The following is a 12,110-nucleotide window of genomic DNA, read 5'->3' on the forward strand; positions in this document are numbered from 1 at the left end:
CCTGTTTTGTTTTGCTTTGTTTTTATCCTCTATTTTCTGACTTTTTTCCTAGACTTTAAATTTTTCCTTTACGATCGCTTGACAATCAAGACAGTCGCTACAAAAACTCTTAACCGAACAGTATTGGATTGGTAATAGGTGATTGGTGATTGGTGATTGGTAACTAGATCATGATTTTAGAACGAAATATAACCAACGCATTTCAAATGGATGAAACCACGTAGCAACGCCATGTACACTCTTGGAGTGTGTAGAGTCGCATTGCTACTGTTTTAACACAAACCGTTTAATAATATTTCTTCAACAACTTGTTAGAAAATAACAGTACAAAAACTAACAAACTTAACTGAATTTGCCAAGGTGCAACAATCAGGCTCAGAATCAGCGTTACAGCCGTCAATACACCTGAAATATAAGCAACTTCATCATTATGTTTGTTCCAAAAGTAACCAGTAATTAACCCAGTAAATAATGGAATCAGAAAAAACAAAGGCATTTTACCCAATCCTGAACTAACAGCCTCATGGTTGAAATCCATAGATTCAACCTATAGGAGGAATAAGAATTGATTATAGACTTACGTATGTTTCCTTTACAAGAATTTTACAATATTTTTCTTGAACAAAGCTTAAACTGAGGATTGGAAACAGTTTAAATTATATAACTGGGTATATAATTGGGTATATAATTGGGTATATTATGAAATTTACAGGCTTGTACTGGCATATTGAGCAAGCATATTAAATCTTGAAGTAGCATTTTTAACAAAAAAATCGAATGTTGAACATTCCGCAATTACTAGCAACAGAACTAGAACTTAAACCCCATCAGGTGCAGAACGCACTGGAACTTTTCGCTGAAGGTGCGACAATTCCCTTTATTGCACGGTATCGCAAAGAACGCACTGGAGAAATGAATGAAGTGCAATTGCGGGATTTATCTGATAGGCATACGTACTTAACAGAATTAGAAGAAAGAAAGCAAGTAATTTTAAATGCTATATCAGAACAAGGTAAACTCACAGAAGAACTACAACAGAAAATAACCTCCTGTTTACAAAAAACAGAACTTGAGGATTTATACTTACCATACAAACCAAAACGCCGCACCCGTGCAACTATCGCTAGAGAGAAAGGACTAGAACCTTTAGCAGCATTTATTAAATCATTAAATGTGAAAAATGGCGTAGGTGCTGACTTAGAAATAGAAGCAGCAAAATATATTTCTGAAGAAAAAGGCGTAAAAAATGCAGAGGAAGCATTAAAAGGCGCATCAGATATTTTAGCTGAAGAAGTAGCAGAAAAAGCAGAATTACGCGCCTATCTGCGGGATTATTTCTTAGATGAAGGGGTGTTTGTTTCCCGTATTAAAGAAGAACATCCAGAAGGTACAACCAAATTTGAAATGTACCGCAATTATCAAATCAAAATCAAAAATATCGCCCCTCATAATATGCTGGCTTTGTGTAGAGGAGAAACAGAAAAAATCTTAAATTTTGACATGGATTTTGATGAGGATTTTGTACTTTCCTATTTAGAATCCCAAGAAATTAAAACCAAGGTCAGAAATATCAGAGACTTTTATCAAGCCATGTTAAAAGATGCCTTTAACCGCTTGATGAAAACTTCTCTTATCAGTGAAGTAATTTCTGAGAAAAAAACTTATTCTGATATAGAATCAATCAAAACATTTGAAGCTAATTTGCGGGAATTATTATTATCTGCACCTGCGGGAATGAAACCCACATTAGCGATAGATCCAGGTTTTAGAACAGGTTGCAAAGTTGCAGTTTTAGATCAAACAGGTAAATTCTTAGAATATCAAGCCGTATTCCCTCATCAAGCAGCAGAACAACGACAAAAAGCAGCACAAACACTAAAGAAATTAATTCAAAAATACAACATTGAATTAATCGCCATTGGTAACGGAACAGCATCCCGTGAAACCGATGAATTTGTAACAGAAGTATTAACAACTTGTGAACGCAAACCTGTTAAAGTCATAGTCAATGAATCTGGTGCTTCCATATATTCAGCCAGCAAAGTTGCACTTGCAGAATTTCCTGATTTAGATGTTACCGTCAGAGGTGCAATTAGTATCGGGAGAAGATTACAAGATCCCCTAGCAGAATTAGTAAAAATTGACCCCAAATCAATTGGTGTGGGACAATATCAACACGACGTTGATCAAAAATTGCTGAAAAAGAAACTCGATGAAACAGTAGAAAGTTGTGTGAATTATGTGGGAGTAGATTTAAACACCGCATCCAAAGAATTGCTCACCTTTGTTTCAGGAATTACCCCCACAGTTGCTAACAATATTATTGCTTATCGCAACCAAAACGGCGCATTCAAAAATCGCAAACAACTGTTAAAAGTAGCGAAACTAGGACCAAAAGCTTATGAACAAGCAGCAGGTTTTTTAAGAATTAGAGATGGAGAAAACCCCCTAGATAACACCGCAGTTCACCCAGAAAGTTATCCTGTAGTAGAGGCGATCGCTAAAGATTTACAAGTACCATTAAAGCAGGTAACACAAATAGCTGAAAATCTGAAAAAAACCAACCTCAAAAAATACGTAACTGACACCATTGGAGAACCAACCCTGCGTGACATTCTCAACGAACTAGAAAAACCAGGAAGAGATCCCCGTGCAGAATTTAAGTATGCAACATTCAAAGAAGGAATAAAAGAAATTAGCGATTTAAAAGAGGGAATGGAATTAGAAGGAATAGTCACCAACGTTGCTAACTTTGGTGCATTTGTTGATATCGGAGTACATCAAGATGGTTTAGTTCACATATCCCAACTTGCAGATAGATTTGTAGATGATCCCAAGAAAATAGTTAAAGTTGGACAAGTAGTAAAAGTCAGAGTATTAGAAGTGAACGAAAAATTAAAACGCATTGGTTTATCAATGAAAGCAGTCAAACAATAAGCAAGGAGTCAGGAGTCAGGAGTCAGGAGTGAAAACCGCTGACTGGAAAAGACTCCAGTTTCCTATAAGTGAAAAATCCTCCTTCCGATATACCTCAATCCTATCTAGCAACAGATGTGAAAACTGCAAAATTCTTTAAAAATAAAGGTAGCAGTTAGAGAGGTAAAAATAATGTGGGCGACATTTTTAACCGCACTCGCTACAGCATTAAGCTTGTTAATTGTCGATATCATCTTTCCTGGTGTTAGAATTGCCAATTTTCCCGCAGCTTTAATTGCTGGGTTAGTAATTGGTGCGATTAATGGTTCAATTAAACCAATTATTTCCACCCTGTCTTTACCATTGACTTATGTAACTTTCGGTGGATTTTCTTTAATAGTCAACGGAATTTGTTTTTGGTTAGCATCAGTTTTAGTTCCTGGTTTTAGAGTGCAGGGAATTATTGCCTTTCTTCTCGCTCCAGTAGTTCTATCTTTGGCTAATACCTTCATCAATAAATACTTTGCAGAAAGAAATCTGGAGTTACAAGGCAATAATAGTCAAATCACGACTGAATCTTAAATGAAAGCAAGTAAGTAGTTTTGAAAAAGTAGGAATCATCCCATGAAATTAACTCGTTTGCTGCTTGGTTTATTCTTACCTCCTGTGGGAGTATTTCTGACAGAAGGTGTAGGTATAACTTTGATCATTAACATTTTGTTAACCTTGCTAGGTTGGCTTCCCGGTAGTATTCATGCACTGTGGGTAATTACCAAACATGAAGAAAGATTGAATAGAGGGGAAGGTTTTTAGTTGAATTTTTGCAGAGAAATAGCAGTTTGTGTTCAATAAATTTCTTCCACTAATAGATTTTCTGCTGCTTCTAACATAGATGCAGCAATATTTTTTAAATCTTCCCGATTATTTAAATAAGTTCTTAAAGCTTCCATCGGATCTATACTGCTGCTGGCGCTTAATTCAGGAATACGCGGTTTAGCTAATTGACTAACTAATTCTGGTTGAATTGTATAGATGTGCGCTGTACTTAAAGCTTTATGAATTGCGGAATTTTCAATTAAATCTAACTGTTCAGAACGCAATTTATAGATTAACCTAACTACAGTTTCTTCGAGTTCATATTTAGCGATCGCCTTCAACAAAACTTCCTGCGGATCATCACTTTTAGATAAATCTACCTCAATAGTGCGAAATGTACGCACAGGTAAAGAGCAAAATTCCCACTCTACATTACCTTTTTCCAACTCCACCATTACATAACCTTTATCTTCCTTCTCCTCACTAAAATCTACCCTTTCTATACTCCCAGGATAAATCACAGGTGGATCATTAGATTTATTCAGATTTTGATGGCAGTGAACATGACCCAAAGCCACATAATCAAAACAAGGGCGTGTTAACAAAGATAAAGGTAAAGTAAAGCCCTTACCCACAGCTAACAAACGTTCAGCACCTAACATAGCATTATCAGCCATTAAATGGGCTAAAAGTACGGTAGGTACATCAGGATCAAGTTTTCTCACTTCTCCTTCTAAAACCACTTCTAAGCGTTCTGTTAAAAGTTGATTGACTTCAGCCATAGATAAACCCGCTGTTTCCTTGCGAGTCATCAACATGGAACGAGTCAACCAAGGGAGTGTAATTACTTGTACTTTACCGTTACGGGTTGGGATATGATGGGTAGTTAAAGTATCACCAACTACAAAACCAGGAACGCCAAGAGTACGGTAAATATTTAGACTTGCGCCGCCCACACCTTGGGAATGTAAGTCATGATTACCAACTAACAAAACTGTCGGTATATTGGCATCTACAAGGCGGCGGAACTGACTAGCAAAGGCTTCTTGTACGTAGGGTGCGGGGGTGGCATCGGGAAAAGCATCACCACCAAAAATCACCATATCTACTGGTTCTGATAAAGCGCGATCAATACACAAAGATAGGGTATTGACAAAATCTTCTAATCGTGTATTTAAGCCTGTGGCGGGGTTGATGCGGCCGTGGGAGAAACCGCTTCCTATATGGATATCTGAAAGGTGTAGGATTTTAATCATGTTGCTGAGTGGGATTTTTTTTAACGAACCGCAAAGAACGCAAAGGACACGAAGGAAAGAGAATTTAAGAGATATTTTCCATAGGTCTTATAATAACGAACCACAGAGGTACAGAGGACACGGAGGGAGGAAGTTTTAGTTTTTATCTGCGTTTATCTGCGTTTATCTGCGTTCGATTATTTTTGATGCTTGGGTTATGTTACAATTACGGGCATATTTAAGCATACATCTTTTTATGTTACAACCTGGAAAGCCTTTACAACAACGTCCCCAATATGTAATAGAAGAAGAAATAGGTTCTGGGGGTTTTGGTGTTACCTATAAAGCTAAACATCAAGAGTTGAAGTTACCAGTTGTTATTAAAACTCCTAATAGTCGTTTGTGTAGAGATGCTAATTATCCTAAATATGTGGAAGGTTTCCGCAAGGAAGGAAGAAGATTAGCAGAGATTACCCAACTTCAACATCCCAATATTGTCAGAATTATAGACTTTTTTGAGGAGGATGGTTTACCATGTCTGGTGATGGATTTTGTTAAGGGTGAAAATTTATATCATTTGGTGCAAGATAAAGGTGTTTTATCAGAATCTACTGCTATTGATTATATTAAACAAATTGCTGATGCTTTATCTATTTGTCATGAAAATGGCATTATTCACCGGGATGCACATCCTGGAAATATGATTTTAAAAGAAAATAGCAATACTGTAGTTTTGATAGATTTTGGTTTAGTAGGAAATGTGGACAGTGAGAGTATTAACCGATCTGCTAATTTAGCTTTTGCACCTTGGGAACAAATGTTAGATACAGAGAAAGCACCAACTCTTGATGTTTATACTTTAGCTGCTTCTTTGTTTTATTTATTGACTGGAGATACTGCCACACCTTGTTTAGCAAGGAAGCTAGATAATCGGACTTTAATAGAACCGAAGGAATTAAATTCTAGGATTAGTGATAAGTTAAATCAAGCAATTGTTAAAGGATTGGAATTAGAACCTAAAAACCGTCCGCAAATTATTAAGGAATGGGTGGGTTTATTTTCTGAAGTTGACAGTATCAGGAAGATAGAAATTGAGCAAGTAATATGGTGGTTAATGGCTCTCCTAGAGTGGCTATGGTAATTTAATAAAAAACAACGGTTAAAACCATTAGTGTATAACGATTACATCAATCAAAAATAATAGATTTAATAAAAATTGATTTTGATTTTATTGAATCTATTGATACATAATGAATTTAACCAAGTATTAAGTGTTAAATGGTCATATCTAGTCTAGGAGAGCCTGGTTAATCAAAATTATCGGTATCTTATGGGTTGTCCTTTTTGTGTATTTGTCGGTGTTTGGAGAATTTTGTATATTTGGCTTGAATGTTTGTTTCGTTGGAGGTTGATTTTGTAGTTTGTAGAGTGCGGTGGAAGTGCGAAAATATCAGAAAATATACAAATCAATTAAATACACGACGTAACGCACCAGTTCTATTGTCAGAATCAGGATAACCAGGATTAAAGGATTAACAGGATGGTAATTTTTAGATGGTTGATAACCATTAAAAACCCATCATCAAAAAACATCCTGATAGCGAAGCGTGGCGTTAGCCATAAATCCTAAAATCCTGGACATCCTGATTCAGACAAAAAAATTCTAACTTTTGACTTTTGACTTTTGACTTCCCGAAGGGTGTCCTGGACATCCTGATTCAGACAAATACAAAATATTAATATTAGTCATTAGTAATTAGCCATTTTTTAACACATTACCAATGACCAATGACCAATGACCAATGACCAATAACTAAAAACTAAATGTGAATACCACACTCAGTTTTACCAGTTCCTCTCCAACGTCCAGCGCGTTCATCTTCACCTTCACGTACTTTAGTAGTAATAGGTTCATCACCAATGCTAGGATATCCTTGATCATGAAGTGGGTTATAAATCACTTTGTGTTCTGCAACATAATCCCAGCTTTGTTTACGAGTCCAAGCAGCTAAAGGATTAATTTTTAAACGTCCTTGGTTGTCTAATTCAAAAATAGGCATATTCGCACGGGTAGCAGCTTGGTCACGACGGCGACCTGTAATCCAAGCTACGGTGTTTAGTTCGTTTAAACCGCGTGTTAAAGGTTCAATTTTAGTAACGTCGTGGAATTTGATAATATCTGTATCCCATAATGCTTCACCGTACTTAGCCGCAAAAGCTTCACGGGTGTCTACATCAGGTGCTTTGTAGGTTTTTAAATCTAGGTTATATAGGTCTTTTACTTTAGCAACTAATTCTAAAGTTTCTTTGAAGTGATACAGAGTATCTAGGAAGATAACGGGTACTGGATGCTTGAGTACAGTATATAAAATGTGGGTGAGGATGATGTCATCAACGTTAAACGCGCTGGTTTGTACTAAACCTGTGGGTATGTTTTCCACAGACCAAGCTAGAATTTCTGTAGGGGTAGCGGTTTCAAATTTCTGATTTAAGCTATCTAAATCAAAAGTTGCAGCGACTGTCATGATAATTCTCTAGTAAGGTATTTTTACTTTGTGTTAAGTTTCATCCTACCTTATAAAGACACCTATTCCTATCGTTATTGTTGATATTTAGGTAATTATTTTGTACGGTTATTACCACAGGGGATATTTTAAAGTCTGTTTTTAAACGCAGATGGACGCAGATAAACGCAGATATTATATATAATATAATACTATAATACATATTTATTGCCATTTTTCACTACCAGGTAATTTAATAATGATTTCTGTGATAGCTTTTGGTAAGTCTTTTACAGAATGTACATAGGTCAATTCTAGAAAATTTAAAGCAGTGGAAATTATGCTATTTTTATCAACCATTTCTGCTAGTTGAAATTCTGTATAGATACCATTCAAAACTTCTACGCTTGCATCACCTATTGCTAATTCTATTTCTTCTTCTAAATAATTATCCCATTCATCTTTATTGATGTAATAGGATTTTTTATTTTCTTTAAGATTGATTTTTTTGATTTCTACTAAAGCGTTACGAATAGACACAACCCAAGAGTTTGTTAACCTTTTTTCTATTTGATTTTTAATCAAATGTATTAACAAAACCCTTAAAAATGATTGAATATTCCTTAAAATTGCTTGTTTACTCATCCCCTCTAACTCATCAACAATAGCCAAAGCATCTTCATAACGTCCGGCTAAAATACTATTTCTCAAGTCTATTAATTCCTGTGTCATCTTTTTTCACCTCTTAGCTTTTCCCTAACTGCCAATTTTCCCCACTGGGTAATTTACCTAAATATTCATCTATTATATCAGGTAATTCTCGGATTTGATAATTATAGGTAAATTCAAGTAATTCTGTTGCTGTTAATATTAATTGTTCTTTATTGAGAAGTTGTGAAAGTTGTTTTCTGTTAAATTTACCATTCATTACTTCTAAAGTAGCTGGACGAATAGCAGACTCTAAAGCATCTGTTAATATTTCACCCCATTCATCATTATTGATATAATAAGATTTTTTATTCTCTTTCATGTTCAATTTCTTAATTTCTAAAATCGCATTTTCAATAGATGCTGCCCAAGAATTTGTTAATCTTTGTTCGATTTGATTTTTGATCAAATAAATTAACAAAACTCTCAAAAATGATTGAATATTCCTGAAAATTGCTTGTTTACTCATCCCCTCTAATTCATCTACAATTGCTAAAGCATCTTCATATTTTCCAGCTAAAATACTATTTCTCAAGTCTGTTAATTCCTGTGTCATATTAATTAACCTCAAAGGTTATTTAATAGTATTATAACAAATAATTCATAAATTTGATCAAAATAAGATCCCGGACTTATTTAAGAAGTCCGGGATCTGGGGTTATTTAGTTTTTATGTCTTAATAAGGCCATTTCCAGTCTCTAATTTCTGGCATATCTTCACCGTGTTTCTCGATGTATTGCTTATGTTCAATCAATTTATCTTGTAAATTTTGTTTCACATAAGCGGCTTTATAACCCAATTTTGGTACACGATCTATTACATCCATTACTAAATGGAAACGATCTAAATCATTCATTACCACCATATCAAAAGGTGTGGTTGTTGTTCCTTCTTCTTTGTAACCACGAACATGAATATTATTGTGGTTTGTATGGCGATAGGTGAGACGATGAATTAACCAAGGATAGCCATGAAATGCAAAGATAATTGGTTTATCTGTGGTAAAGATGATATCAAAATCTTTGCTGCTTAAACCGTGGGGATGTTCACTTTTTGGTTGTAGTGTCATCAAGTCTACAATGTTCACTACCCGCACTTTTAATTCTGGGAAATTTTGCCGTAAAATATCCACCGCAGCTAGGGTTTCTAAAGTGGGAATATCCCCCGCACAAGCCATAACTACATCGGGTTCACCATCTTGATCATTACTTGCCCATTCCCAAATTCCTAAACCTTTGGTACAGTGTTTAATGGCTGCATCCATGTCTAAATATTGCAGTGCCGGTTGTTTTCCAGCTACTATCACATTTACATAGTTGCGACTTCTTAAACAATGGTCGGTGACAGATAACAAAGTGTTAGCATCGGGTGGCAGATAAACACGAATAACGTCGGCTTTTTTGTTAATTACATGATCCAAAAACCCAGGATCTTGGTGAGAGAAACCGTTATGATCTTGTCGCCAAACATGGGAAGTGAGAAGATAATTTAAAGAGGCGATCGGTCTTCTCCAAGAAATATGACGAGTTGTTTTTAACCATTTGGCGTGTTGGTTAAACATCGAGTCAATGATATGAATAAATGCTTCATAACAGGAGAAGAAACCATGTCTTCCTGTTAGCAAATATCCTTCTAACCATCCTTGACAGTTGGTTTCACTCAGCATTTCCATTACCCGACCATTTGCTGATAAATGATCATCTTCGGGCAAAGTTTCCGCCACCCAAGTTCTGTTAGTAACTTCTAGTACAGGATCGATGCGGTTAGATGCGGTTTCATCGGGTCCAAAAACTCGGAAGTTCTTGCTTTCCAGGTTTTCTTTCATCACATCCCGCAGGAATTTTCCAGTAACTTTGGTTGCTTCTGCGTTGACTGTTCCGGGTTTGGGGACTTCTACTGCATAGTTGCAAAATTCTGGTATGATTAAATCACGCAGCAAGATACCACCGTTAGCGTGGGGGTTGTCTCCCATGCGTCGCTGGCCTGTGGGTGCGAGTTCTGCAAGTTCGGGAATGAGTTGACCGGTTTCGTCAAAGAGTTCTTCGGGTTTGTAACTCTTCATCCAGTCTTCTAAAAGTTTCAAATGTTCTGGTTTACCAGCTATATCACTAAAGGGGACTTGGTGCGATCGCCAATAGTCTTCTGTTTTCTTCCCGTCTACTTCCTTGGGTCCAGTCCAACCTTTGGGAGTTCTTAAAATGATCATTGGCCATTGCGGGCGTTTTTTGAAACCATGTACCCGCGCTTCTCTTTGGATACCTTGAATTTCCGTAACAATAGTATCTAAAGTTGCTGCCATTTGTTGATGAACATCCGCCGGATCAGCACCTTCGACAAAGTAAGGTTTATAGCCGTAGCCGATAAATAGGCTTTCTAGTTCATCATGGGGTATCCGTGCTAATACGGTGGGATTAGCAATTTTATAACCGTTTAAATGTAAAATCGGTAAAACCGCACCATCAGTAGCAGGGTTGAGGAATTTGTTAGAATGCCAGCTTGTAGCTAAAGGTCCGGTTTCGGCTTCCCCATCACCCACAACCGCCGCAACTAACAGGTCTGGGTTGTCAAAAGCAGCACCAAAAGCGTGTACTAAAGCATAACCGAGTTCTCCCCCTTCGTGAATAGAACCGGGGGTTTCCGGGGCAACGTGACTAGGAATACCACCAGGGAAGGAGAACTGTTTGAACAGTTTTTGCATTCCCTCTGCATCTTGGGAGATGTTGGGGTAATATTCGCTATATGTTCCTTCTAAGTAGGTGTTAGCTACCAGTCCGGGTCCACCATGTCCGGGTCCTGCGATGTAGATGGTGTTGAGGTCGTATTTTTTAATGATGCGGTTGAGGTGGACATAAATAAAGTTCAGTCCAGGGGTAGTTCCCCAATGTCCTAATAGTCGCGGTTTTACGTGGTCCTGTTTAAGGGGTTCTTTCAGTAGGGGGTTGTCGAGGAGGTATATTTGTCCGACTGAGAGATAGTTGGCTGCACGCCAATATGCGTTAATTTTGTGTAATTCTGTGTCTGTTAAGGGTTTTGGTTTGGGAGTGCTGGCTAATGTCATTTTCAACTCCGGTAGTATTTACACCAATGTCTAGTGTAATGGTTTGCTGTTTTGGTGTCATCTTACCTGTGATTTGTTTTTTCGGTGGGATGTTACAGATTTTTTTGATGTCACGCAGAGGCGCAGAGGCGCGGAGAGAGGAAGAAGTGATGATAAGTTTTTTTCTTATAAACGCCAATTATCTAATATTAATGAATAGCCTAAATTTTAAATTATTATTAAGTAATGATTTTTCTATTTTATTAGTCTTTAATATTATGTCCTCTTTTTTCCATAGCTTCAGCTACTATTTCATCAACAACTTCTGGAATATCGGCATATAATCCCATTAATGGGTCTTTTTGTTCTTGAATTTCTGCTAATCTAGCAATTACTTTTGTGAGCAATTCTGATACACTAGATTGGTTAAGCATTGCTAGGGTTTTGGCTCTTTCCAATGTGAGTCTGTCTATTTCTAAGTTAATTTGTTCCATGATGACTTTGACCTCTATTTTATGGTTTTATCTAATTGTATCATAGTAGTTGGCGTGTCGGTTTGATGATTGCTGCGAATTTCAAATACTCCATTAAAACCTTTTAAGGGTTTTATTTTGGTATGAGTTTGATTAGTTTGCACTCGATAGAGAATATACCCAATTTCGTCAATTACATCTTCAGGAAATTCTAAAAGTTCTTCTTTGGAGGTTTTGAATCTTACGACACATCCTTTATTGTATATGATAGCACATAGTCTTAGTTAAAGATACAAAAATATACAAAATGCGTGTCAAACTAGGAAATTCAACTTCTTGAAAAAATCGAGTATTTGGGAAAATTTACTGATTATTATAAAACCTGAAGAATTACAAATTAACACATTAGCAAAAAATCAAA

11 protein-coding genes are annotated in these 12,110 nt (G+C 36.5%); 4 read left to right on the forward strand and 7 right to left on the reverse strand.

Annotation, left to right across the window (positions count from 1 at the left end):
* Positions 1-286 precede the first annotated feature (286 nt).
* Complete coding sequence (locus tag H6F47_RS17360) at positions 287-496, reverse strand: hypothetical protein (protein ID WP_096572584.1); 210 nt, start codon at positions 494-496, stop codon at positions 287-289.
* A gap of 281 nt (positions 497-777) precedes the next feature.
* Between H6F47_RS17360 and H6F47_RS17365 the strand changes: the two genes are divergently transcribed.
* The 3 genes from H6F47_RS17365 (at position 778) to H6F47_RS17375 (ending at position 3,729) form a co-directional block, all read left to right on the forward strand.
* Positions 778-2,937: a Tex family protein gene (locus H6F47_RS17365; RefSeq protein ID WP_190348033.1), complete on the forward strand. Its 2,160-nt coding sequence runs from the start codon at positions 778-780 to the stop codon at positions 2,935-2,937.
* A gap of 171 nt (positions 2,938-3,108) precedes the next feature.
* Positions 3,109-3,498 (forward strand): phage holin family protein, encoded by a 390-nt coding sequence (locus tag H6F47_RS17370; RefSeq protein ID WP_096566009.1) that lies wholly within the window; start codon positions 3,109-3,111, stop codon positions 3,496-3,498.
* A gap of 42 nt (positions 3,499-3,540) precedes the next feature.
* Positions 3,541-3,729, forward strand: a complete 189-nt coding sequence (locus H6F47_RS17375) for a YqaE/Pmp3 family membrane protein (protein ID WP_096566007.1) — start codon at positions 3,541-3,543, stop codon at positions 3,727-3,729.
* 32 nt (positions 3,730-3,761) lie between these two features.
* Here the strand turns inward: H6F47_RS17375 and H6F47_RS17380 are convergent, their stop codons facing one another.
* The gene (locus H6F47_RS17380; RefSeq protein WP_096566005.1) at positions 3,762-4,988 is read right to left on the reverse strand and encodes an exonuclease SbcCD subunit D; all 1,227 of its coding nucleotides are present in this window, start codon (positions 4,986-4,988) and stop codon (positions 3,762-3,764) included.
* 196 nt (positions 4,989-5,184) lie between these two features.
* Between H6F47_RS17380 and H6F47_RS17385 the strand changes: the two genes are divergently transcribed.
* The gene (locus H6F47_RS17385; protein ID WP_137667566.1) at positions 5,185-6,108 is read left to right on the forward strand and encodes a serine/threonine-protein kinase; all 924 of its coding nucleotides are present in this window, start codon (positions 5,185-5,187) and stop codon (positions 6,106-6,108) included.
* Between the two features lie 679 nt (positions 6,109-6,787).
* Here H6F47_RS17385 and cysH read toward each other — a convergent pair.
* The 5 genes from cysH to H6F47_RS17410 all read right to left on the reverse strand — a co-directional run bounded on the left by cysH (position 6,788) and on the right by H6F47_RS17410 (position 11,710).
* Positions 6,788-7,492 (reverse strand): phosphoadenosine phosphosulfate reductase, encoded by a 705-nt coding sequence (gene cysH / locus H6F47_RS17390; RefSeq protein ID WP_137667565.1) that lies wholly within the window; start codon positions 7,490-7,492, stop codon positions 6,788-6,790.
* A gap of 204 nt (positions 7,493-7,696) precedes the next feature.
* Entirely contained in the window at positions 7,697-8,203 is a 507-nt protein-coding gene (locus tag H6F47_RS17395; RefSeq protein WP_137667564.1) for a DUF29 family protein, read from the reverse strand.
* Between the two features lie 13 nt (positions 8,204-8,216).
* The gene (locus H6F47_RS17400; protein WP_190650237.1) at positions 8,217-8,735 is read right to left on the reverse strand and encodes a DUF29 family protein; all 519 of its coding nucleotides are present in this window, start codon (positions 8,733-8,735) and stop codon (positions 8,217-8,219) included.
* Between the two features lie 120 nt (positions 8,736-8,855).
* A complete protein-coding gene (locus H6F47_RS17405; RefSeq protein ID WP_137667561.1) occupies positions 8,856-11,237 on the reverse strand; it encodes a phosphoketolase family protein in 2,382 nt (793 codons plus the stop codon).
* A gap of 242 nt (positions 11,238-11,479) precedes the next feature.
* Positions 11,480-11,710: a hypothetical protein gene (locus H6F47_RS17410; protein ID WP_190348025.1), complete on the reverse strand. Its 231-nt coding sequence runs from the start codon at positions 11,708-11,710 to the stop codon at positions 11,480-11,482.
* Between the last annotated feature and the right edge of the window lie 400 nt (positions 11,711-12,110).

Origin of the sequence: Sphaerospermopsis sp. FACHB-1094 (assembly GCF_014696195.1) — a bacterium.
Taxonomy (GTDB): Bacteria; Cyanobacteriota; Cyanobacteriia; order Cyanobacteriales; family Nostocaceae; genus Sphaerospermopsis; species Sphaerospermopsis kisseleviana.